Below are 21,156 nucleotides of genomic sequence, written 5' to 3'. Positions count from 1 at the left end.
TTGATCGCGAGCCCCTGCAGCTCTTCAGAATGCCATGGCGACCTGGCGAGACGCACGGGCGCCGTTTGCGAATGCGAAGCTTATCAATGCCTTGGGCCTTTGGCCCTGCTCTTCCCGTGCCGTATCCGGCATCTTCGTTCGTTGGCCGGCAGGATGCATAGAACCGTGGGCTTCGTCAACGTATCAGCGATACCACACGTTGCACGAACACGTCTGCCGATCGTCTATCACGCGCCAATGCCACGGGAGACCTCGGAGACAGTGCGGTCACAATTTCGTTGCTGCGGTAGGGCTCTCCAACGCACGAAGGTTGCCTTGGAGGGGATGAGGCGGGCCGCACCCCCGGCCCGCCCGCCCGCGAACGGCAGGGCATGATCGCCCCGCACGTCCCGCTTTATTCCCTCAGGCGGCCCGCGCGTCGGTCGCGCGGCGACGGTCACCCATGCCGCCCGTTGCCGCCGCTCGGCACGGCGGTTGAGCTGGAAGCGGTTGACCAGTTCCGTCAGCCGCTGCGCGCCTTCGGCCAGCCGGACGCTGACGTCGGCGGTGCGCTCCACCATGCCCGCATTCTTCTGCGTCATGACGTCGATGTCGTTGACCGCAGCGTTGATTTCGCCGAGGCCCGCCGTCTGCTCGGTCGCAGCCGTCGCGATCGCTGCGATCCGCGTGTCGATCGCCGCGACGAAGTCCTCGATTTCCTTCAGCGCGCTGCCGGTATCGCCGACGAGGCGCACGCCTTCGGCGACTTCGGCGACCGAATTCTGGATCAGCGCCTTGATCTCTTTGGCGGCCTTGGCCGAGCGCTGGGCGAGCTCGCGCACCTCCGAGGCAACGACCGCGAAGCCCTTGCCGGCATCGCCGGCGCGCGCCGCCTCGACACCGGCGTTGAGCGCCAAAAGGTTGGTCTGGAAAGCGATCTCGTCGATCACGCCGATGATCTGGCTGATCTCCTCGGAGGCCGCCTTGATGCGTTGCATCGCCGTCACCGCATCGCGCACGACGCCGGAAGAGCTGTGCGCCGATTGCCGCGCATTCTGCACCAGTGCGCGGGTCTGCTGGGTATTCTCGGTCGAGGTGCGCACCGTCGCCGTCGCCTGTTCCAGCGCCGCCGAGGTCTGCTCCAAGGCTGCCGCCTGCTGGCGCGTGCGGTCGGCAAGATGCTCGGCGGCATCCTTCATCTCGTGGCTGTTGCTGTTGAGGTCACGGGTCTGGCTGAGCACGGCCGACAGCGTTTCCTGGAACATGCCGATCGAGGTGTTGAAGTCGCGCCGAAGGATTTCGAGCTCACCGACGAAGGGCTCGTCCAGCGTCATGCGGATGTTGCACTCGGCTAGGCGGCCGAGCCCGGCGCCGATCTCCTGGACCGCAAGCACGCGGTCGGAAACGTCGACGGCGAATTTCACCACCTTCGACACGCGACCGGCATCGTCGAGGATCGGATTGTAGGACGCCTGGATGAAGACCGTCTTGCCACCCTTGCCGATACGCTTGAACTGGTCGGTGACGAAGCGCCCGGCCGCAAGATCGCGCCAGAAGTCGGCATAGGCGGGCGAATGGACATCGTCCGGCTCGCAGAACATGGAATGGTGCCGGCCGACGATCTCGGGAAGCGCGTAGCCCATGGCCGAAAGGAAGTTTTCGTTGGCGGTGATGATCTCGCCCGAAGGCGTGAATTCGATGATCGCCTGGGCCCGCGACAGGGCGTCGATCTTGCCCTGATCGTCGGTGCTCTTTGCCTTCGACGCGGTGATGTCCGTCGCGAACTTCACCACCTTGTAGGGCTTGCGGCCGCGAAACACCGGATTGTAGGAGGCCTCGATCCAGATCTCCCGCCCGCCCTTGCCGATGCGCCGGTACTGCTGGCTGTCATATTCGCCGCGGGCAAGGCGTGCCCAGAAATCGGCATAGGCAGCGGACGCCGCCTCCCCCGGCTGCACGAACATGCGGTGATGCCGGCCGACAATCTCGTGGAGATCGTAACCCATCGCGCGGCAGAAATTCTCGTTGGCGGTCAGGATCGTGCCGGAAAGATCGAATTCGATGATCGCCTGCGACCGGTTGATCGCATCGAGCATGGCTTTGGCATCGGACGAAAAAAGAAACGGCAGGCCAGTCATGAGGGCGGGACCTATAGCTAACAAATCGAAAAGGGATACATGCGAATTGTAGCTATTCGTATGATAAATTTCTTAAGCGATTCTTTTCGCGCCCCCTAGAATTGCCCTGCTTTTGCTCTCATGCGGCCTCGGTCCCGATCGTGCGCCGCGCTCTCAAATCGTGCAAAGCGAAATGGCCGGCCAGCAGCCAGAGCAAAACTTCGAGCGCAAAGGTCCAGTGCAAGAGGAAGTTCAGGTACCAGGGTTTGTAGACCGCCTGCACATGCACAAGGTTCACCCTGAGATCCACAAAAGGAAAGAACCAGCGGATATCAGCCGCGACAGAATCCATCACCAGATGCAGGAGCACGCTCGAAAGCCCGACACCGACAAGGACGAGCTGTTTGCGCCGCCCGGTGGCGATGAGAACAAGCGCAACCGTCGCCGCCAGCACCAGCCAGAAGATCGGCGTGTGCACCCAGTAGTCGTGATGCGGCGTGCGGCGCTGGTCGATCAGGTAGAAATAGGCGAGATCGAAATCCGGCAGGACGGAACAGACAAGCCCGACACCGAAGATGGCGCGGGCCTGCGACGGGTTGCGGCGCGCAAACGGGCGGCACAGCAGATACCCGGCCGGCAGATGTGCAATGAACAAGCAGGTTTCCTCCCGAAGCGCGGCGATACCCGCGCCCAACGGGCGCAGTCTTTACGCGAACTCCGGAGGATTTGCAACCAAACTTGTCGCTTTGATGGCTTCCGCCCACAGGCATCGCCGCCAGCGAACGTTACCAGTTGCCCGGATCTGCCGTGTGGTCGACGCTCGCGAATTCGTCCGCCTTGTCGCGCTCGAGCGTCAGCCTGGTGATGTTCTTCGCCTCGTCGGTGATGGCGTAGGAAAGCGGCGCCGGCTCGCGGGTCAGATACTGGTACATCAAAAGCGCCGCCTCCTCGGCGCTATCGGCCTCGAATTCCTTGGCGACGCTGACGAAGAACCTTTGCATGGCCTGCCCCTGCCCGTTTGACTGCCTGAACGCCTCGATATGACATCTGGATATGACATGGAGCGCTCGCGCCGGGCGTCAATGCGTCGCCCGCCTGTCGGCCGTATTCCAGGCGGCAAGCCGGACGTTCGGCGTTCCTCAAAAACTTCCGGCGAGAGCGGCGGCAGCCAGCAGCCCGCCGGTCAGGATATTCGCCAGAAACAGTCGATAGCTGATTTCGGGGCGATCGAGGTCGAAGCGCCGGGCCTGCCACGCCAGATGGGCCGCGATCACCACCATGCCGATGGCATACAGGCTCGACATGCCGAGCATCCAGCCGCCGACAGACCAGGCGGCCAGCGTCAGGCCGTAGAACAGGGCGATGCAGGCCTTGCCGCGAGAGCCGAACAGGATCGCCGTCGACTTGAGACCGAGACGCGTGTCGTCTCGCACATCGACATAGGCGTAGGCCGTATCATAGCCGATCTGCCACGCAACGGCGCCGGCCCACATCAGCACAGCGCCCGCCGGAACATGTCCGGCAACCTGCGACCAGGCCATCAGCATGCCCCAGTTGAAGGCAGCGCCCAAGACCGCTTGCGGCCAATGGGTGAACCTCTTGCAGAAGGGGTAGAGGAACACGAGCGGCACGACGCACACCGCAAGCACACGGGTCGCGGGGCTCAAGAAGACAAGGAGCAAAGCGGCGAGCGCAAGTTGCGCAATCAGGAAGACAACGGCCCGGGACATGCCGATCTCACCATTTGCAAGCGGACGAAACCGCGTGCGCTCGACATGCCCGTCGAAATTGCGGTCGGCCATGTCATTGATGGTGGAGCCGGCACTGCGCATCAGAAATGCGCCGAGCGTGAAAACCAGAATATCCCGGATCTCGGGAAGGCCATGCGCCGCCTGGAAAAGCGCCGCCCAACAGGGAAAGAGCGTCAGCCAGATACCGACCGGCCTGTCGAGCCGCGCAAGACGGGTATAGGGCCGCACCGTCCGCGGTAACCAGCGATCCACCCAGTCGCCGCGGTGAATGTCTGTCAGGTCGGGGCGGCTTGCTGCGGTCATGGGGCGGGTCATCCAGTCAGCGTGCGGCGCGCTCCGGCGGCGGCCACAAACAGCGGCACTATAGGCGCGGGCGTGCTCAGATAAAGGAGGGTTTCTGTCGCAGAGGAAGCAGGCTTCCGGCGCGGGGTTCGCCGCTCCGGCAACCATGGGTCGTGGGAATGGAAGCTAAACGGCCTCTCCGCCGCCCCCCAGAGGCGGGAAAAGGAAACGCGGAAGGCACGCCAACGTCCCTTCTCCCCGCATGCGGGGAGAAGGCGCCGGCACGCGGGTGAGGGTCAGCTCCCTCACCGCGAGATGAGGGGCAGCCCCCTCGTCACGGAATGCGGATAAACCCTCACCCCCAGCAACGAAGGACGAACCCATAACGCGGGCGCTTCCGCGCCCTGGCGAAATGTCAGCCCCGCCTCAGCCCTTCGGCTGCGGCACGATGCGGATATAGGGCTTCGGCGCGCGCCAGCCCTCCGGATAGACCTTGCGGGCATCCTCATCCGTGACGGAGCCGGCGATGATCACGTCGTCGCCCTGCTGCCAGTTCACCGGCGTCGCCACCTTGTGCTTGGCCGTCAGCTGCAGCGAGTCGATGACGCGCAGCACCTCGTCGAAGTTGCGGCCAGTCGTCATCGGATAGATGAGGATCAGCTTGATCTTCTTGTCCGGGCCGACGACGAAGACGTTGCGCACCGTCTGGTTGTCAGCGGGCGTGCGCTTGGTCGGATCGCCGGAAACCGGCGCCGGCAGCATGCCGTAGAGCTTCGAGACGGTGTAGTCGACATCGGCGATCATCGGGAAGTTCGGCGCATGGCCCTGTGTCTCCTCGATATCGGCGGCCCAGCCGGCATGGCGGTCGAGCGGATCGACCGAAAGGCCGATGATCTTGACGCCGCGCCGGTCGAATTCCGGCTTGATGCGCGCCATGTAGCCGAGCTCGGTGGTGCAGACGGGCGTAAAGTCCTTCGGGTGCGAAAACAGCACCGCCCAGGAGTCGCCGATCCAGTCGTGAAACCGGATCGTGCCGTCGGTTGTCCCGACCTCGAAGTCCGGTGCGAGGTCATTGATTGCAAGCGTCACGATACCCTCCAGTTGTGTATGCACCGCGCCCATCCGGAGCGGTGGCAGCGCTTAGATTTTTGGCAACGCGGCGTCCGAAAAGGCGCTCAAAAAGCCCGCTGTATTCCTCTGGCTTTTTCCAACACGTGTTTTCCGACGGAAATCGGCCGGAGAGAAATCCATTTAGAAAAACAAAATATTACAGTGGCCTCCGCCCTGTCATTCGGACGCTTGGCGCCGTCGCGCGAGGCTCAGTGTGCCACTTTTGCCGGTTAAGGCAACTGGAAAGACGGGCGTCGCCAACGGCCCGGTCGAGCCCCGGGAAAATGCCCGCAACGGGGGCCTGGCCGCTGCCCGCCGGAAGCGTCCCTTGCAACCTTCGTCAGGCGAGCAACTTCGCCGCCCAGGCCGAAACATCATCGCCGCTGCTCACGTCCGGCCGCACGATCCCGTCGATCATGAAGGTCGGGGAGACGTGGATGCCATTCTGGCGGGCGTACCGGCAATGCCATTTGATCTCCCGATCGAGATCGGGAATCGCAAAGGCCGCCTTCAGTTGCACGCCGCTATAACCTTCCAGTCGCTCGATGATCGTGTTGGGGGTCACGTCCATGTTGGGCCCGCCGGCGTGGTGGGTGAACTCGAACTCCTCCCGATGCGCAGCGACGGCCGCGATGACGGTCTTTGCGGTCTCCTTGCCGCCCGCCAGCGTCGAGGCCGCAAGAATACAGCGAACGACGACGCCGGAATACATGTGCCAGGGCTGCGACTGCAGCCGGATCTTGATGGTGATCCTGTCCGTGCCGGCGCGGGCGAGAAGGGCATCGAGCTTGCCGAATGCCTTGGCCGAGTAAGGATCCGTCGGTTCCAGAAAGACCTCGAAGAGGTGCGGACCGGTGCCCCAGGTAAGTGGATCGGCGTGCCAAGGTGCGTCTGTCATGTGATATCCCCTTCTTCAAGCCGACTGGTCTGTTCGATGAACGTCGAGAGCCATGCGTCCGGTCTGCAAGGCTTCGACGAAATGTCGGGCACCAGGACGGCGGTCCGGGTAAAGTTCACGTCGCCTGCAGCAGCGCGCCGTAGGTCGCCAGATCGACATTGCCGCCGCTCAGGACGATGCCGACGCGCTTGCCGCCGCAGGCAAGCACCCCCTCGAGCACGGCGGCCGCCGCAAGACAGCCGGTCGGCTCGACCACGATCTTCATGCGCTCGCCGAAGAAACGCATGGTTTCGACCAGCTGTGCGTCGCTCACCGTGACGATGTCGGCGACCGCGCGCTGGATGATCGGAAAATTGTGGGCGCCGATGCTGGGGGTGAGCGCGCCGTCGGCGATCGACTTCGGGATGGCGATTTCGACGATCCGGCCCTGGCGCAGCGACTGCTGGCCGTCATTGCCGGCCTCGGGCTCGACGCCGACGATGGTCGCGCCGGGCGAGCGCTCCCTGGCGGCGAGCGCGGTGCCGCCAAGCAGCCCGCCGCCGCCGAGCGGCGTGACGATCAGGTCGAGCTCACCCACCTCCTCGATCAGCTCAAGAATTGCCGTCCCCTGGCCCGCGATCACGTCCGCATGGTCGAAGGGGGGGATCAGCACAGCGCCGCGCTCGGCCGCCAACCGGGCGCTGATGGCAGAGCGGTCTTCCTTGTAGCGGTCGTAGAACACGACGTCGGCGCCATAGCCGCGCGTTGCCGCCACCTTCATGTCGGGCGCATCGGCGGGCATGACGATCGTCGCTGCGACGCCCTGCAGGCGCGCGGCATAGGCGATCGCCTGGGCATGATTGCCGGAGGAAAAGGCGACGACGCCCTGCCTCGATCCCTTTTCCCTGAGCGCGGCGATGGCGTTATAGGCGCCGCGGAACTTGAAGGCGCCGCCGCGCTGGAAGTTTTCCGCCTTGAAGAACAGCCGGGCGCCGGTGGCGGCATCGGCCGTGCGCGAGGTCAGGACCGGCGTTCGGTGCGCGATCCCGGCGATCCGGTTTCGGGCCATCTGCACGTCGTCGAATGTCGGAATGCGCAATGCCTCGTCCGCCGCTGAAACTGCCATCGAGTCTCTCCCCTGAGCCTGCTTTCCGGAGGCTAGTAAAGACCGCCATGCAAGGCAAGGACGTCAGCCGTGTCCCCCATTTTTGGACACCTGCCCATCTTGGGGCGGGACCGAGCGGTAATGGTCGACGGCGAAGCTGAAGAGCACCTTGAGCATGAAGAGGCCTGAGACCGCCATCATCGCCGGCGTCAGACCGGGCAGAAGCGGCAGGCCGGCAAGGCCAATCGCAGTGAGCAGCCCGCCGACGAAGGTCTGTGCCTCCCGCCCCGCCAGCCGGTTGACGAGCGCGGCCGCTGCGATCGTATAGGCCCAGACGACAACCGCGGCCGCGATCCCGCTGCCAAGAAGCAGCGCGACGAGGACGATGTGGAAATGGATGGCGATGAATATCCAGCGGTTACGCGGCCGGGCTGCGTAGAAATCATTGGTCGATGGCGTGAAATTGGCGACGCAGCCCGCGGCGATGTCGAGCACGAGAACAAGCGCCAGCGCCGCCCGCCACCAGGCAAGATCGGCAAGCATCGACCCCGCAGACAGCGCGAAGACGACGGCAACGCCGGCTCCGAACAGGAGTATGGCGGCGAGATAGGCGAGTGGTTGCTCTTCACCGAAAACGTCGTGCAGGTGGGGATGGATGCGAAGAGATCTCATGGAGGTCGCCTGGGCAAACGCGGAATGGCCGCCACTATGAAGGGACGTTGGCCGGGCGCAAGCGGCTAACCGTAACGTGCAGCCGGGATGCCCAGCCGCGCACGGGCTCCGCTCCGCCCGCTCCCGACCTAAGACGGCTTCGCCTCCGCCTTCTCGTCGCCCCAGGACCGCAACAGCTGCGCAAGTGCTGCCACGCCCTTGCCGATCTCGGCCGCCTCGAGGCTCGCATAGCCCATGACGATGCCGGCCCGGTCCGGCCGATGGCCGGCATCACCTGCCGCATAGAGGGGCGAAACCGGATATAGGCCGACGCCAGTCGCCCGCGCTCGCGCGATCAGCGCGTCTTCCTGCGCCTTTTCCAACTGCTCGAACCAGACGACCACATGCAGGCCGGCATCGGCGCCGGATATGGTCACCGCGTCGCCGAGCTCCGCCTTGAGCGCCGTCAACAGGGCCTCCCGCCGACGGCCATTGTTGCGCCGGCTGCGGCGGATGTGGCGCTCATAGGCGCCGCTTGCAATCATCGCCGCCAGTGCTTCCTGCTCGAGGCTTGGCGAATGGCGGTCGATCAGTTGTTTGGCGGCGGCAAAGGCCGGGACAAGCGGCGGCGGCACGACGAGATAGCCGAGCCGGAGCATCGGCGAGAGGCTCTTGGAAATCGTGCCGAGATAAAGCACGTTTTCCGCCAGCCCCATGGTCTGGAGCGGCGGGATCGGCCGGATGTCGTATCGATATTCGCCGTCGTAATCATCTTCGAGCACATAGGCGCCGGTTCGCCTGGACCAGGCCAGAAGCGCCTGCCGCCGCCGGGCCGAAAGCACGCTGCCGAGCGGGAACTGATGCGAGGGCGTGACATAGGCGAGCCTGGCATCCTCCAATTGTTCGAGGATGTCGGTCCTCAGCCCTTCCGCGTCGACCGCGAGGGGAACCACCGCGGCGCCGGCGGCGGCAAAGACCCGGCGCGCCATCACATAGCCGGGATCCTCCATCGCCACCCGGTCGCCAGCATCGACGAGCACGCGCGCCGCAAGGTCCAGCCCCTGCTGCGAGCCGTTGACGACGACGATCTGATCCGGATCGCAACTGAGCCCCCGCGCGCGCCAGAGATAGGCCTGCAGGGCCATGCGCAGGGCAGACGAACCGGCGGGGTGATCATAGGCAAGCCGCGGCCTTCGCCGGCGGAGCGCCGCGTTGACCGACTGCCGCCACGCCTCCTCCGGAAAATCCGCGGCCGACAGGTCGCCGTAACGAAAGTCGGCAATCAGTCGAGCAGAAACCGGCGGCATCCAGATCGGCCCGTCGCAAAGGGCAGCCCCCAGGCGTGACAGGCGAACCGCCGCCGCACCCTTGTCCCGATGCTTCTGGCTCGCTGGACGCCCGGGCGCGGCCACCGAGCCGGGACCCTGCCGGGCCGCAAGCAACGCGACCCGCGAGCGCGCGCCCTGCCGGCTTTCCAGATACCCCTCGGACAGAAGCTGCTCATAGGCGGTCGTCACCGTCGTGCGCGAAACGCCAAGCTCGGCGGCGAGCGCCCGCGTCGACGGCAGCAGCGCCTCGGCGCCATAGGTGCCGTCAAGGACCTGTGCCTTCAGCGCCTCATAGATCCGCCGGGCGGTCCCGACCGTCGCCTCTTCTTTCATCGTCGCAAACTGGCCCACGCATTTATACGGAAACTGGATATTCTTGGCCGTCCAGTTTGCCTCTATGACGGGACGAGCACAAGGAGCGAGATCATGTACACACCGCCTGCCTTCAAGGAAGAAACGCTGAGCGTGTTGCACGACATCATCGAGGCGGCTTCGCTTTCGACCCTCGTCACCGCCACGGCAGATGGGCTGCTTGCGACCCCGCTGCCGCTGCTGCTTGATCGCAACGAGGGGCCGAACGGCACGCTCTACGGCCACGTCGCCCGCGCCAACCCGCAAGGAACGACGCCGGTCATCGGCGCGGCTATGGCGACCTTCATGGGGCCGGACGCCTATGTCACGCCCTCCTGGTATGCCTCCAAGCGCGAACACGGCAAGGTCGTGCCGACCTGGAACTATGTCGCCGTGCACGCCTATGGCGCGGCCGAATTCTTCACCGACGAGGACCGGCTGCTCGACATCGTCACGCGGCTGACCAACCGGTATGAGGCCGGACGAGCCGAGCCCTGGCAGGTCAGCGACGCGCCCGCCGCCTTCGTCAAGGCGCAGCTTCGCGGCATCATCGGCCTCAGGCTGCCGATCGGGCGTCTCGACGGCAAGCGCAAGATGAGCCAGAACCGCAGTGCCGAGGACCGCACCGGCGTCGCGGCAGGACTTGCCGCCAGCGCCCGCCGCGAGGATCGCCTCGTCGCTGAGGAAATACCGGTCTGACCACGGACGAACGGACCGCCGGCGGCTGACCCGCCGGCCCGAGCACTTGTGATTTTCCTTCAACTTTCCCGCGCAAGCCCTTACAACGACTCCCGCAAGAGGCCACGCAGCAGCAGACGAGGTATAACCGCATGCCATCGCTCGACATTCTCCTTACCTTCTTCGTCACCACGGCGATCTTCGCCTATATCCCGGGCCCGGCCATGCTCTACGCCGCCGCGCAAACCGTGGCGCGCGGCCGCTCTGCCGGAATGATGGCCTCGCTCGGCATTCATCTCGGCTGTTACGTGCACGTCATTGCCGCAGCTGCCGGCCTTTCGATCCTGTTTCATGCGGTGCCGACGCTGTATCTGGCAGTGAAGCTTGCCGGGGCCGCCTATCTCGTCTGGCTCGGCTTCACGCTGATGCGCACCAAGGCGACGGGCGACGGCAGCCTGCCCCTGACCGAGGCGAAGTCGGCGCGCCGCGCCTTTTTCGAGAGCATCACTGTCGAAGTACTGAACCCGAAGACCGCGATCTTCTTCGTCGCCTTCCTGCCGCAGTTCACTGATGCGTCTGCCGCCTTCCCGATCTGGGTGCAGTTCCTGCTGCTCGGCGCCCTCGCCAATCTGATGTTCTCCTCGGCCGATATCGTCTGCGTGTTCCTCGCCGGCGCCGTCGTCTCACGGATGCGCCGCTCCGGCAGGGCGCAGCGCCTGATGCAACGCGCCGGCGGCACAGTGCTGATCGGGCTTGGCGCCCACCTCGCCTGGCAGCGGACCTGATGCCCGACCATTGAGCCGGCGCAGCGCTGGCCGTTTGGCGCTGGCCGACTGGTGCTGCGCCGAGCGGCTCGCCGGTTGCACCGGCGCAAGTTGCCGCTATCATGCCCTTGAGGGCCATCGAGGGATACGCGCATGGGAGAAGGCGGCCAGGGATTTCGCACCACCGGCGCGGATGTGCTTGTCGATACGCTGCTTGCAAACGGCGTCGACGTCTGCTTCGCCAATCCCGGCACCTCGGAAATGCACTTCGTCGCGGCACTCGACCGCAAGCCGGAGCTGCGCTGCATCCTCGGCCTCAGCGAAGGCCTCGTGACCGGCGCCGCCGATGGCTATGCGCGCATGGCCGGGCGGCCGGCAGCGACCCTTCTGCACACCGGCCCTGGCCTTTCCAACGGCCTTGCCAACCTGCACAACGCCCGCCGCGCCCGGGCGGCTGTCGTCAACATCGTTGGCGACCACGCCTCCCATCACCTCCCGCTCGACGCACCGCTGACGACCGACATCGAGAGCTTGGCCGCGCCGATGTCGAACTGGGTCCGGCGCGTGAAGGATCCGGCTGACGTCGGCCCCACCGTTGCCGCCGCCGTTCAGGCCGCGCTGACGCCGCCGGGTGTCGCCACCATGATCCTGCCCGCCGACGCCGCCTGGGGAACGCTTGCCCTTGCCACCGCGCCACAAAAGGCGCCCATCGAAGCGCCGCGGCCGGCCAGCGCCGAGACGGTGCGCGAAGTGGCCCGCCTGATACGTTCGAATCCTCAAGGGGTCGCCATGGTCGTCAGCGGCGCTGCGGCGCAGGCCGATGGCCTTGCCGTTGCCGGGCGGATCGCGGCTGCGTGCGGCATCCAGCTTTTCAACGAGGTTCTGGTCGCCCACACCCAGCGCGGCCGCGGACGGGTCGCGCCGGCGCGCATCCCCTACCCGATCGACATGGCGCTCGCCACGCTCAAGGACGTCCGCGTTCTCATCCTTGTCGGCGCGCCCGAGCCGGTCGCCTTCTTCGCCTATCCCGGCATGCCGAGCCGGCTGGTGCCGGAGGGCTGCACGGTCGCAACCCTTGCCCGCCATGGCGAAGACCTGAAGGCGACGCTGGAGGCGCTTGGCGACGAACTCGGCGTCAGCCCGACCGGGCCGCTGCCGACGGCAGGCACCCCCACCGACACCGGCGAGCCCTCGGGCCCGCTCACCGAAGACGCGATCGCCGTCATCGTCGCGCACAAGGTGCCGGAAGACGCAATCGTCTGCGACGAAGGGGTCACATCGGCGCGGCGCTTCTTTGCCCTGTCCGCCTTCTCCGCGCCGCATGACCTCATCATGCAGACCGGCGGCGCGATCGGCGACGGTATCCCGCTTGCGACCGGCGCGGCCATCGCCTGCCCCGATCGGAAAGTGATCTGCCTGCAGGCCGACGGCAGCGCCATGTACAACATTCAAGGCTTGTGGACCCAGGCGCGCGAAAACCTCGACATCGTCACCGTCATCTTCTCCAACCGCACCTATGCCATCCTGCATGCCGAGATGCGCAATGTCGGCGTCGGGGAGATCGGCACCAATGCGCGGCAGATGCTGAACCTCGACAACCCCGCGCTCGACTGGGTGTCGCTTGCCCGCGGCCTTGGCGTCGAAGCCGCCGTCGCAACCTCCTGCGAGGCCTTCGCCGCGCTCTTTTCCGCAGCGCTGTCGCGGCGCGGACCGTTCCTGATCGAGGCGCGCCTGGCGTGAGTTTCGGCGCCGTTTTCGCAGTCCTTGGGACGGCGATTGGCGAGCAGCCGCGGTACCCCGGATCGCCCGGAAAAGGACCGTCCAGCACCCGATAATCACAGGGTAACATATTGATACAAGTAGTCTTTTTACAAAGATTCGGGCGCAAACTTGCGCCTGCGGACTTCTCGCTTATATTAGCGACGCCCTAGGTTCGCACTCATCTGCCTTGAGTCGCATTTCAGTTTTGGGCCCCCTTCAACCGGCAGCGTTCTTTGCCGGTGGACCAACGAAGGAGACACTTCATGTCCTTTAAGAAAGACCTAACCAAGGCTCCAGGCGCATCTCTGTCCCGCGTCAAAATCGGAGCCGCCATCAAGCGTTCGCGTGAAACCGCCGGTTATTCGGTTGACGATCTGTCGGTCACGACAGGCCTGACGGAAATTGAAATATCCAAGATCGAGCTCGGCGCCGATACCGATCCCGCCAAGCTGCAGCGCATCGCCGCCGCACTGCAGGTCTCGCCGCAGACCTTCACCTGAAAAGCGGGGGCGGTGCGCGACAGATACGCGTACCGCCGCCTGACCTCCCCTGCCACCGCTGTCCGGCGTGTTTCCTTTACCCCGTAGCCGATTAAAGGACAAAAGCATGCAGGATTTCAGAGTTCTGCAGCGACCTTCGCCCGTCTGACAAGACGCCCGGCGCTGTCGGGCGCGATGCGGAAGGCCAAGCCAGACTTCTCCCGACAGCAATCACGCAAATGCACCGCCTCCAAAGCGGTCGCGCTGTCGGCTGACCCATGCGCCATATTCAGTCTCCATCGGCAGGGACCGAGCGTTCAATAGAAAGAAAAATAGCGGCACGAAAACCCGCATTTTCAGGCCTTTGACAAGGCTTATACAAGGACGGGAAAATAGATAATTTAATATTTTCATTGAGTTTCAAAAAGTATCGTCTATATATCAACTCATCGAATATTGCTTGTGACCTTTGACACAGCGCTTATGCGCGGCCAGATCTCCTCTCAAATATCGATCACCGCCAGAGAAATATTTTCTGGCAAACTCCACGATTGAAAGGAAATCGTCATGGCTTCGGGCACTGTAAAGTGGTTCAACAGCACCAAGGGCTTCGGCTTTATTCAACCGGATGACGGCAGCACCGACGTGTTTGTCCATATCTCCGCAGTAGAACGCGCTGGTCTGCGCTCGCTCGCCGACGGTCAGAAGGTGACCTTCGACGTCGTCGCCGACCGCAAGTCGGGCAAGAGCTCGGCCGACAATCTGCGCGCCGAATAATTTGTCATTCGCCCTTCTCTGACCACGGATGTACTGGCAGGAAAGGCTTGAATGACGGGAAGAGGTCGGGGAACAACCCGGCCTTTTTGCATCTTTGGCCCCTTCACTTCCGATATGGAGCTCGTCATGAGCCGCACGGCCTGCGAGATCGGCGACAGGGTCAAACTGAGGGCATCCGCCACACAGTCGGCCTTGGTCAGCCCCTTCGGCGTCATCGTCGGCCTTTTGCCCACGGAAGATCGCGGCGAGCCCCGCTTTCGCGTACGGGTCGACGGTGAGACATTTGAACGCTCGGTCCTTGCGACCGACATCGAACACGCCGAGACCGCCACACCGGACCCCGCTCAGGCGGAAGCTACCGGCCCCTGGCTCAAGAAACTGAGCGCCAAGCGCGGCAGATAGGCGCATGCGCCTCGCCCGCGCTGCAATCGACAACAGGAGAACATGTTTTGCAGGTACTCGTTAGAGACAACAACATCGACCAGGCTTTGCGCATTCTGAAGAAGAAGATGCAGCGCGAAGGGCTTTTCCGCGAGTTCAAGGCCCGCAGCAGCTATGAAAAGCCGTCGGAAAAGCGCGTGCGGGAAAAGGCGGAAGCCGTCCGACGCCAGCGCAAGTTGGCGCGCAAGAAGCTGCAGCGCGAAGGCCTGCTGCCCAGCCCCAAGAAGGCGGCGCGCACGCGCTGACCCCTCTGGGTCGGCAGCACCCGCCCGTTTCAGGAGACAGGTCATGACGCCCAACGCTAACGCAGCATTCAAGCCGGCCAAGACCTCCGCGAGCGACAAGGCGGCCGCAACCGATCATACGGCGAGAGCCATCGTTGCGGCTGAAAAGATCGCCCGCGACAAGAAGACCGAAAAGCTCAAGGCGCAACGCCTTGAGCGCGCCGCCGCCGAACCGGCCGCGGAGGTGTCCGCAAGCAAGCCGACCCGGAAATCGCGCCGGTCCTGACTGACACAGAAACACACCCTCCTGGCCGCCGGCAACGGGCGTCAACCCTGAGGTCATCCCAGCACTGTCCACCCGAGACGGAAAGACGCTCCGGGGGTAGAATTCCTGGAAGAGCGCCTTGCGCGCTCGCACGCATGCGCCACGCAAACGACAGTTCCCATCAACAGGAGGGGCCTATGTCATCCGCAGAGCAGCATCCACTGATTCCCTCGGACCTTGCCATGCTCGACGGCGTGCTGCGGCGCGCGGGCTTTCACCAGCATGTCGACCTTGATGACCAGGAAAGCCTCCGTCTTGCCGCCGTCTTTCTGATCGGCAGGTTCCAGGCGGGCGTTATCACCGCCGATGCCCTGCTTTGCGAGCTTCAGGGCCGGAGCGGGCAGCGCACTCCGCGTCAGATTGAAACCGCAAATCTCGAACAGTGGGAGAACGATGGCGGCGCGCCGCAAAGGCGCAGCGCCGTTACCCGCTACACCGGCGCCCGACGCCTCCCCTGGCCGGAGGCCATGCCGCCCCGGGACCTTGCCTCGTTTGCTCGCAAAGGCCCCAAATCGGGATGAGGCTTGTGTGCTGGAACGCAAAAGGGTGCCGCCAAGGGGATCTTCCTTGTGCCGGACACTTTTGAGGCGCATGGTTTGACAATCGACACGGGCCGACTTGGCTTATCGCGGTGTGAGGGGCTCTCGAGCCGCCATATCCTCCTTTATCGACAGCAGCGCATGCGCGCGTTCGCGCCAAGGCGAGCCGCCGTCTGGCCAATTTCGCGGGCTGGGTAGCCATTGTCGTCACTGCCGAATTGCGGGCACCGCATTTCGCTCGAACGAACGGCGACGAGCCGCCGCTTACTCACGATTGGACGAACCCATGTTCCACACGCTGACACACAGACTTCGCCGATACGACTATACCCTGGCGGCAATCAAGGCGTCACTCGTCCTGTCCCTGCTCTTCGTCGCGTTCGTGACGCTGAGCGGCCTCTTGTGGTGATGGCCGCCGCAAATCCATGATGTTCCGTGAGATGACACGCAGCCATCCGCGGCGGAGTGCTTCCCCATATTGCGCCGACGTGGCGATCGGGGGCAAATTGCCTCACGATTCTCCCTGAGCTCCGTCACACCGGGGCACCCATCGGCATCGCGCCCGCAACGGAACATCTCATGCCACTTCACCTCGAAACTCCGCTGATCGAATCCCTGCCGCTGGGGCTTGCCTCGGGCCGCTCAATCTTTCTGAAGATGGACGCGCTGCAGCCACCGGGTTCGTTCAAGATCCGCGGCGTCGGCGCTGCCTGCGAGCACCACGCGCGCGCCGGCAAGCGGCGCTTCGTCTCCTCCTCCGGCGGCAATGCCGGCATGGCGGTCGCCTATGCCGGGCGCATGCTTTCGATCCCTGTATCCGTCTTCGTTCCCGAAACGACGACCGAGCGCGCGAAGGGCCTGATCCGCCAGCAGGGCGCCGACGTCATCGTGCACGGCGCCGCCTGGGATGAGGCGAATGCAGCCGCCCTCGCCTCCCTCGATGCCGACACCGCCTTCATCCATCCCTTCGACGACCCGCTGCTGTGGACCGGTCACGCGACGATGATCGACGAGGTCGCGCGATCCGGCCTCGCCTTCGATGCCGTGGTGCTGTCGGTCGGCGGCGGCGGACTGTTTGCCGGCGTTGCCGAGGGGCTCGCGCGCAACGGGCTTGACCACGTGCCGATCCTTGCCGTCGAGACCGAAGGCACCGCTTCGCTGGCCGCCTCGATGGACGCGGGCACGCTGACGGAACTCCCCTCCGTCAGCGGCATCGCAACGTCGCTCGCCGCCCGCAAGGTCAGCGAGCGCGCCTTCGAGCTGAGCCAGACGCGCCCGGTCGAGAGCGTCGTCGTCAGCGACACGGACGCCGCGCAAGCCTGCATCCGCTTCCTCGACGACCACCGCGTGCTGGTCGAGCCCGCCTGCGGCGCCGCCCTCGCCGTCGCCTACGCCCACGCCGACCGGCTGGCGCGCTTCGAGCGCATCCTGATGATCGTCTGCGGCGGTGCGACGACGACGGTCGAAAGGCTGCAGGCCTGGCAGGAGTTTTGAACCAAGCGCCCGGCCTCCCGGCCATTGATATCAGGTTGATCTGGAAATCACCTCTGCGCGAACTTATGTCCGGTACGAAACCAAAGCGTGTTCCGGCTCGCGGCAGGGAAGGCAGATGCTTGATACGTTCATTCGCCATGCGACGACCACCCTCCGGGTTCTCTGGTGGATGACGATCGTCGGCACGGCGACCACTTTCGGCACCCTTTACGGCTGGCAGGGTTACGGCTTGGACGGCGCAATCGGCTTCGGTCTGGTTGGTTTCACCGCTGGCGCGGCCTTTGCCGCCCTGTTCCCCGAAATCTGTCTTGAGCTGTTCGGAAGGGTCTTTCTGGGCGTCTTTCGGCTTCTCTGGGATTAGTCTGACCCAATTCCAGGAAAAGCGTGAAGCTATCCGGGAGATGTATGCCAAACGAAAAAAGCCGGAGCATGCGCCCCGGCTTTCTCATTCAACCGTTCGATAAGGCTTAGTTCTTCGCCTTGTCGACCAGCTTGTTCTTGCCGATCCAGGGCATCATGCCGCGGAGCTTGGCGCCGACTTCTTCAATCTGGTGGCTGTCGTTGACGCGGCGGATGCCCTTGAAGCGAGCCGCACCCGACTTGTATTCCTGCATCCACTCGGAGGTGAACTTGCCGGTCTGGATGTCCTTGAGGACGCGCTTCATCTCGGCCTTGGTTTCTTCGGTGATGATGCGCGGACCCGTGACGTATTCGCCCCACTCGGCCGTGTTCGAGATCGAGTAGTTCATGTTGGCGATGCCGCCTTCATAGATCAGGTCGACGATCAGCTTCACTTCGTGCAGGCACTCGAAATAGGCCATTTCCGGGGCGTAGCCGCCTTCGACCAGCGTTTCGAAACCGGCGCGGATGAGCTCGACGAGACCACCGCACAGAACGACCTGTTCGCCGAAGAGGTCGGTTTCGCACTCTTCCTTGAAGTTGGTCTCGATGATGCCCGAACGGCCGCCGCCGACGCCGCAGGCGTAGGAGAGAGCGAGGTCAAGGGCGTTGCCCGAAGCGTCCTGGTGAACGGCAACGAGGCAGGGAACGCCGCCGCCCTTCTGGTATTCGCCGCGAACCGTGTGGCCCGGGCCCTTCGGCGCGATCATGACGACGTCGAGCGAAGCCTTCGGCTCGATCAGGCCGAAGTGAACGTTGAGGCCGTGGGCGAAAGCGATCGCAGCGCCGTCACGGATGTTGCCGGCGATTTCGGCCTTGTAGATTTCGGCCTGGAGTTCGTCCGGGGTCGCCATCATGATGAGGTCGGCCCACTTGGCGGCTTCTGCTACCGAGAGAACCTGGAGACCGTCGGCCTCGACCTTGGCAGCCGTTGCCGAACCCGGCTTCAGAGCGATGCGGATTTCCTTGGCGCCGGAATCCTTGAGGTTCAGCGCATGGGCGCGGCCTTGGCTGCCGTAGCCGACGATGGCGACCTTCTTCGACTTGATCAGGTTGATATCGGCATCACGATCGTAATAGACGCGCATTGTTGTGGTCCTTCCCGTTGTTTGTCAGTTGCTTCCGCTGCATTACCCGGGAACTCCGGAGCCCTACAGCAATTCCTGGTGTCGCAGCGACCTTTGCGCTTCTTTCGAAGCGCGGCGCTGTGACTTTTCTTTGCCGCAGCGACCTTTACGCTTCTTTCGAAGCGCGGCGCTGCGGGCCGTTACCTTTTCGTGCCGTAAAGCGAAAGGAAGGCGGATACCGCCTGCTCCGCCTTGCGGCCAAAACTTTGTCTCATCTCGCCGGCCTCTTCGCCGAGCAGCATCTTCAGATGCCAGTCGGAGACGATCAGCCCATAAAGCGCGCCATAGGCCTCGTCGGCATCGTCGAACGTCAAGAGGCCTGCCTTGCGGCCGGCTTCGAGCAGCGCTGCGGCCCGGCGGCCGATCTGCCGACGCCCGCGTTCCTGCAGCATGTGGCCGAGCTTGGAGCCGTCACGGCTCGCCTGGCCGATCGCCAGACGGTTGAGCGCCAGCGACACGTCACCGGCGAGAACCTCAAGCAAATCCTTGGCAAAAACGATCAGATGCCGCTGCAGGCTCTCGGCATCGAGCGCGCGGGCGGCAACGTCCTGCGTGCGCACCTTGCTCGCCTGGAAGCCGATCATCGCCGAAATCAGCCCGTCACGATCGCCGAACCACTTGTAGAGGCTTTCCTTGGAGCAATTGGCAGCACGCGCGATGCCGGCCGTCGTCAGCGCCTTTTCGCCGCCGTCGACGAGAAGTCGCAATGCCTGCTCGAGAACGGCGCCCTGACGTTCCGTCAGCCCCTCCCCGGCATTCGCCTCCCTCATCGCCACAGTCATCTGTACGCTGCCTCGCCCTCGATCAGTACCGTACGGTACGGTTCGCAGTGTTCTAGTGAAGCGTCCCTGACGCGTCAAGACGATTCTCAAGAAGCGGCGAAATTTCGGCGGTGACGGCGAAAGACGAGCGCCATAAGCTGCAGAAGCAGACTGGAGAGAGGTCGACGGTGCCGCCGCATCAAAAGGCATACATTCTTGTTGTCGTGGTTTTCTTCATCGCGGCCTCCATCAAGGTGGCGAGGCGTTTCCGGCACGAGAAAGACGCAATCGCTGCGTGGTTCTGGGGGATTGTCGGCGCAGGCGGCGCACTTGTTCTCGCCCGCTTTGTTTACGTCGCCTGGGGATGACGGTCCTGCAACTCATCCGTCCGCGCGCTCCGGCAACTCTGCGCCACCTGCGGTCGTCGAAAACGAACCGTCACGGTTCGGTACGAGTAAGTTCGGTCACCAGTTCTGGAAATTTCGTATAAATACAACTGCCTAACGAAAAGTATTCCACTCCCGGCGCCAGTTCCTGGCGCGATAGCTCCACTTCGAATATGTCTTCCTCGCCCAATCCGAAGATGGCCGCCATGAAAACCAGTTCCCTGATCGGCCCCGGGGGAAACACGCCGCCATACAGGATTGCCTCCTTTTTCGGAAACTTCCCTTTGATGACCTTCTCAATCTCCAATTCCGCGCGCACCATCCTCGTCGGAACGCCCTCCTCCACCAAAAAGCCCGAGTCTCCGATTGAAAACGACCTAACACGCGCCTCGACCACGATCTTCGCATTCGAAAGCAGTTGGCTGTCAGGAGGGCATGGCTGCATCGCCCCCGCCGGGCGAAGGCAAACAACGAGCGAAATCAGGGCAAGGAGCCCAGCCTGCCTCAGCGCCGAGAGGCCCATCAGCCGCGCAGCAGCGGCTCTGCCGATTGGTCGTGAAATCGAAGCCATATCTATTTTCCCGTAGCTTAGGTCCGGCAGACAGCGAATGCTTCGCGAAAGTGCCGAAAGCCAGGGCACACGGCAAGGTAGAGGAACGAACCGTCCGGTGGTTATCAACGGTCATTTGCATTGCTGGACTTGCCCCGGTATCCAACAGCCATGACTTGTAACACCGGACAGGGCGCGTTCTTCGGATGCACCGATTTCCACGTTAGAAAACGACAGACCACTCGCTGTAATGGAGTTCAACGCATGCAGCATCCGGCCCTCGGCATCCTGATCGCAGGCAGCTCGCATGTCGGGAAATCGACGCTCGCCGGCGCCTTGGCCGGTTCGCTCGGCCGCGAGCTGATCTCGACGGACGCGCTCGGCCGTCATCCCGGCAGGCCCTGGCCATCGGTGCGGCCGGAAGTGGCCGAATACTATGCCAGCCTGACGGACGACACCATCCATTGGTTCCTGAAGGTTCATCACGAAAACATGTGGCCGCGCATTCGCCAGATCATCGACAACCACCGCCAACGCGCAAAACCGTTCGTACTGGAGGGCGCAGCGCTGAGGCCGGAATATGTGGCCGAACTCGACCCCGGGAGTGTCACCGCCGTTTTCCTCTATGCGGACGACGATTTCCTGCGGCAACGGATGCTGGACGAAGCGCGACGTGACGAGAGATACGAGCAGAAAGCCGGGATCATCAATAAATTCATTGAGCGCTCGCTTCGGGAGAACAGAGACATGCTGCAGTCGGCGCGAGCAGCCGACATCCGCTGTGTCGATGTCGCGGCACCGGGGGCGGTAGAGGCCGTGGTGCAGGCGTTCTCGGCGGGCTGAACGGTAAGCATCGATGGCGGCTTGGGCTGATGGTGGCCATGGCCGTTCTCCCGAGCG

26 protein-coding genes are annotated in these 21,156 nt (G+C 63.9%); 14 read left to right on the top strand and 12 right to left on the bottom strand.

From position 1 onward, the window contains the following. Positions 1-227: 227 nt before the first annotated feature. The 9 genes from ASE71_RS20990 to ASE71_RS20950 form a co-directional block, all read right to left on the bottom strand. Positions 228-2,117, bottom strand: a complete 1,890-nt coding sequence (locus tag ASE71_RS20990; protein WP_063891136.1) for a methyl-accepting chemotaxis protein — start codon at positions 2,115-2,117, stop codon at positions 228-230. Between the two features lie 118 nt (positions 2,118-2,235). After that, positions 2,236-2,751, bottom strand: a complete 516-nt coding sequence (locus ASE71_RS20985; RefSeq protein ID WP_060516182.1) for a metal-dependent hydrolase — start codon at positions 2,749-2,751, stop codon at positions 2,236-2,238. 130 nt (positions 2,752-2,881) lie between these two features. Next, positions 2,882-3,097 carry a hypothetical protein gene (locus ASE71_RS20980; RefSeq protein ID WP_060516039.1) on the bottom strand — a complete coding sequence of 72 codons (216 nt, stop codon included), beginning with the start codon at positions 3,095-3,097 and terminating at the stop codon, positions 2,882-2,884. Between the two features lie 138 nt (positions 3,098-3,235). Beyond that, positions 3,236-4,150, bottom strand: a complete 915-nt coding sequence (ubiA, locus tag ASE71_RS20975) for a 4-hydroxybenzoate octaprenyltransferase (protein WP_060516038.1) — start codon at positions 4,148-4,150, stop codon at positions 3,236-3,238. A 405-nt stretch (positions 4,151-4,555) separates the two neighbouring features. Continuing rightward, complete coding sequence (locus tag ASE71_RS20970) at positions 4,556-5,218, bottom strand: peroxiredoxin (protein ID WP_034793680.1); 663 nt, start codon at positions 5,216-5,218, stop codon at positions 4,556-4,558. A gap of 361 nt (positions 5,219-5,579) precedes the next feature. Further along, a complete protein-coding gene (locus ASE71_RS20965; protein ID WP_060516037.1) occupies positions 5,580-6,137 on the bottom strand; it encodes a DsbA family protein in 558 nt (185 codons plus the stop codon). Positions 6,138-6,252: 115 nt separating this feature from the next. After that, on the bottom strand, positions 6,253-7,242 hold the full coding sequence (locus ASE71_RS20960) for a threo-3-hydroxy-L-aspartate ammonia-lyase (protein ID WP_060516036.1): 990 nt from the start codon (positions 7,240-7,242) through the stop codon (positions 6,253-6,255). A gap of 63 nt (positions 7,243-7,305) precedes the next feature. Next, positions 7,306-7,893 (bottom strand): hypothetical protein, encoded by a 588-nt coding sequence (locus ASE71_RS20955; protein ID WP_060516035.1) that lies wholly within the window; start codon positions 7,891-7,893, stop codon positions 7,306-7,308. 128 nt (positions 7,894-8,021) lie between these two features. After that, positions 8,022-9,533, bottom strand: coding sequence for a PLP-dependent aminotransferase family protein (locus ASE71_RS20950; RefSeq protein ID WP_060516181.1), 1,512 nt, complete (start codon positions 9,531-9,533; stop codon positions 8,022-8,024). A gap of 93 nt (positions 9,534-9,626) precedes the next feature. On the opposite strand from ASE71_RS20950, the gene ASE71_RS20945 reads away from it, so the two are divergent. The 12 genes from ASE71_RS20945 to ASE71_RS20895 all read left to right on the top strand — a co-directional run bounded on the left by ASE71_RS20945 (position 9,627) and on the right by ASE71_RS20895 (position 17,394). Further along, entirely contained in the window at positions 9,627-10,250 is a 624-nt protein-coding gene (locus ASE71_RS20945; RefSeq protein ID WP_060516034.1) for an FMN-binding negative transcriptional regulator, read from the top strand. A gap of 131 nt (positions 10,251-10,381) precedes the next feature. Continuing rightward, positions 10,382-11,014, top strand: coding sequence for a LysE family translocator (locus ASE71_RS20940; RefSeq protein WP_060516033.1), 633 nt, complete (start codon positions 10,382-10,384; stop codon positions 11,012-11,014). Between the two features lie 132 nt (positions 11,015-11,146). Next, a complete protein-coding gene (locus ASE71_RS20935; protein WP_060516032.1) occupies positions 11,147-12,733 on the top strand; it encodes an acetolactate synthase large subunit in 1,587 nt (528 codons plus the stop codon). A 284-nt stretch (positions 12,734-13,017) separates the two neighbouring features. Then, positions 13,018-13,254, top strand: coding sequence for a helix-turn-helix domain-containing protein (locus ASE71_RS20930; protein WP_034792964.1), 237 nt, complete (start codon positions 13,018-13,020; stop codon positions 13,252-13,254). 546 nt (positions 13,255-13,800) lie between these two features. Continuing rightward, complete coding sequence (locus ASE71_RS20925; RefSeq protein WP_034792962.1) at positions 13,801-14,010, top strand: cold-shock protein; 210 nt, start codon at positions 13,801-13,803, stop codon at positions 14,008-14,010. Positions 14,011-14,136: 126 nt separating this feature from the next. Then, complete coding sequence (locus ASE71_RS20920) at positions 14,137-14,412, top strand: hypothetical protein (protein WP_034792960.1); 276 nt, start codon at positions 14,137-14,139, stop codon at positions 14,410-14,412. Between the two features lie 47 nt (positions 14,413-14,459). Then, positions 14,460-14,696, top strand: a complete 237-nt coding sequence (gene rpsU / locus ASE71_RS20915) for a 30S ribosomal protein S21 (RefSeq protein ID WP_034792958.1) — start codon at positions 14,460-14,462, stop codon at positions 14,694-14,696. Between the two features lie 43 nt (positions 14,697-14,739). Then, the gene (locus tag ASE71_RS20910) at positions 14,740-14,961 is read left to right on the top strand and encodes a hypothetical protein (RefSeq protein WP_060516031.1); all 222 of its coding nucleotides are present in this window, start codon (positions 14,740-14,742) and stop codon (positions 14,959-14,961) included. 176 nt (positions 14,962-15,137) lie between these two features. Further along, positions 15,138-15,521 carry a hypothetical protein gene (locus tag ASE71_RS20905; protein ID WP_060516030.1) on the top strand — a complete coding sequence of 128 codons (384 nt, stop codon included), beginning with the start codon at positions 15,138-15,140 and terminating at the stop codon, positions 15,519-15,521. Between the two features lie 304 nt (positions 15,522-15,825). Then, on the top strand, positions 15,826-15,948 hold the full coding sequence (locus ASE71_RS37380) for a hypothetical protein (RefSeq protein ID WP_255380515.1): 123 nt from the start codon (positions 15,826-15,828) through the stop codon (positions 15,946-15,948). A 170-nt stretch (positions 15,949-16,118) separates the two neighbouring features. Beyond that, complete coding sequence (locus ASE71_RS20900; protein WP_060516029.1) at positions 16,119-17,033, top strand: pyridoxal-phosphate dependent enzyme; 915 nt, start codon at positions 16,119-16,121, stop codon at positions 17,031-17,033. 115 nt (positions 17,034-17,148) lie between these two features. Beyond that, positions 17,149-17,394 carry a hypothetical protein gene (locus ASE71_RS20895; RefSeq protein WP_034792901.1) on the top strand — a complete coding sequence of 82 codons (246 nt, stop codon included), beginning with the start codon at positions 17,149-17,151 and terminating at the stop codon, positions 17,392-17,394. 106 nt (positions 17,395-17,500) lie between these two features. Here ASE71_RS20895 and ilvC read toward each other — a convergent pair whose 3' ends face one another. Beyond that, on the bottom strand, positions 17,501-18,520 hold the full coding sequence (gene ilvC, locus ASE71_RS20890; RefSeq protein ID WP_034792899.1) for a ketol-acid reductoisomerase: 1,020 nt from the start codon (positions 18,518-18,520) through the stop codon (positions 17,501-17,503). A gap of 179 nt (positions 18,521-18,699) precedes the next feature. Continuing rightward, on the bottom strand, positions 18,700-19,341 hold the full coding sequence (locus ASE71_RS20885) for a TetR/AcrR family transcriptional regulator C-terminal domain-containing protein (protein WP_112974880.1): 642 nt from the start codon (positions 19,339-19,341) through the stop codon (positions 18,700-18,702). Between the two features lie 110 nt (positions 19,342-19,451). On the opposite strand from ASE71_RS20885, the gene ASE71_RS20880 reads away from it, so the two are divergent. Then, the gene (locus ASE71_RS20880; RefSeq protein WP_060516027.1) at positions 19,452-19,688 is read left to right on the top strand and encodes a hypothetical protein; all 237 of its coding nucleotides are present in this window, start codon (positions 19,452-19,454) and stop codon (positions 19,686-19,688) included. A gap of 70 nt (positions 19,689-19,758) precedes the next feature. Here ASE71_RS20880 and ASE71_RS20875 read toward each other — a convergent pair whose 3' ends face one another. Beyond that, positions 19,759-20,277: a hypothetical protein gene (locus ASE71_RS20875; RefSeq protein WP_234852521.1), complete on the bottom strand. Its 519-nt coding sequence runs from the start codon at positions 20,275-20,277 to the stop codon at positions 19,759-19,761. A gap of 243 nt (positions 20,278-20,520) precedes the next feature. Between ASE71_RS20875 and ASE71_RS20870 the strand changes: the two genes are divergently transcribed. Next, on the top strand, positions 20,521-21,099 hold the full coding sequence (locus ASE71_RS20870; protein WP_060516026.1) for an AAA family ATPase: 579 nt from the start codon (positions 20,521-20,523) through the stop codon (positions 21,097-21,099). Positions 21,100-21,156 lie beyond the last annotated feature (57 nt).

It is taken from the genome of Ensifer sp. Root954 (genome assembly GCF_001429005.1).
Lineage (GTDB): Bacteria > Pseudomonadota > Alphaproteobacteria > Rhizobiales > Rhizobiaceae > Ensifer > Ensifer adhaerens.
The sequence above is the reverse complement of the archived record's forward strand: the minus strand, read 5'-3'. Positions and strand labels throughout refer to the sequence as shown.

Coding starts and splice junctions, on each gene's coding strand:
- ubiA (WP_060516038.1), bottom strand. CDS start 4,150: ATGACCGCAGCAAGCCGCCCCGACCTGACAGACATTCACCGCGGCGAC.
- ASE71_RS20930 (WP_034792964.1), top strand. CDS start 13,018: ATGTCCTTTAAGAAAGACCTAACCAAGGCTCCAGGCGCATCTCTGTCC.
- ASE71_RS20940 (WP_060516033.1), top strand. CDS start 10,382: ATGCCATCGCTCGACATTCTCCTTACCTTCTTCGTCACCACGGCGATC.
- ASE71_RS20950 (WP_060516181.1), bottom strand. CDS start 9,533: ATGAAAGAAGAGGCGACGGTCGGGACCGCCCGGCGGATCTATGAGGCG.
- ASE71_RS20990 (WP_063891136.1), bottom strand. CDS start 2,117: ATGACTGGCCTGCCGTTTCTTTTTTCGTCCGATGCCAAAGCCATGCTC.
- ilvC (WP_034792899.1), bottom strand. CDS start 18,520: ATGCGCGTCTATTACGATCGTGATGCCGATATCAACCTGATCAAGTCG.
- ASE71_RS20965 (WP_060516037.1), bottom strand. CDS start 6,137: ATGACAGACGCACCTTGGCACGCCGATCCACTTACCTGGGGCACCGGT.
- ASE71_RS20925 (WP_034792962.1), top strand. CDS start 13,801: ATGGCTTCGGGCACTGTAAAGTGGTTCAACAGCACCAAGGGCTTCGGC.
- ASE71_RS20885 (WP_112974880.1), bottom strand. CDS start 19,341: ATGACTGTGGCGATGAGGGAGGCGAATGCCGGGGAGGGGCTGACGGAA.
- ASE71_RS20960 (WP_060516036.1), bottom strand. CDS start 7,242: ATGGCAGTTTCAGCGGCGGACGAGGCATTGCGCATTCCGACATTCGAC.
- ASE71_RS20910 (WP_060516031.1), top strand. CDS start 14,740: ATGACGCCCAACGCTAACGCAGCATTCAAGCCGGCCAAGACCTCCGCG.
- ASE71_RS20945 (WP_060516034.1), top strand. CDS start 9,627: ATGTACACACCGCCTGCCTTCAAGGAAGAAACGCTGAGCGTGTTGCAC.
- ASE71_RS20875 (WP_234852521.1), bottom strand. CDS start 20,277: ATGGCTTCGATTTCACGACCAATCGGCAGAGCCGCTGCTGCGCGGCTG.
- ASE71_RS20900 (WP_060516029.1), top strand. CDS start 16,119: ATGCCACTTCACCTCGAAACTCCGCTGATCGAATCCCTGCCGCTGGGG.
- ASE71_RS20980 (WP_060516039.1), bottom strand. CDS start 3,097: ATGCAAAGGTTCTTCGTCAGCGTCGCCAAGGAATTCGAGGCCGATAGC.
- ASE71_RS37380 (WP_255380515.1), top strand. CDS start 15,826: ATGTTCCACACGCTGACACACAGACTTCGCCGATACGACTATACCCTG.
- ASE71_RS20935 (WP_060516032.1), top strand. CDS start 11,147: ATGGGAGAAGGCGGCCAGGGATTTCGCACCACCGGCGCGGATGTGCTT.
- ASE71_RS20955 (WP_060516035.1), bottom strand. CDS start 7,893: ATGAGATCTCTTCGCATCCATCCCCACCTGCACGACGTTTTCGGTGAA.
- ASE71_RS20895 (WP_034792901.1), top strand. CDS start 17,149: ATGCTTGATACGTTCATTCGCCATGCGACGACCACCCTCCGGGTTCTC.
- ASE71_RS20905 (WP_060516030.1), top strand. CDS start 15,138: ATGTCATCCGCAGAGCAGCATCCACTGATTCCCTCGGACCTTGCCATG.
- ASE71_RS20870 (WP_060516026.1), top strand. CDS start 20,521: ATGCAGCATCCGGCCCTCGGCATCCTGATCGCAGGCAGCTCGCATGTC.
- ASE71_RS20920 (WP_034792960.1), top strand. CDS start 14,137: ATGAGCCGCACGGCCTGCGAGATCGGCGACAGGGTCAAACTGAGGGCA.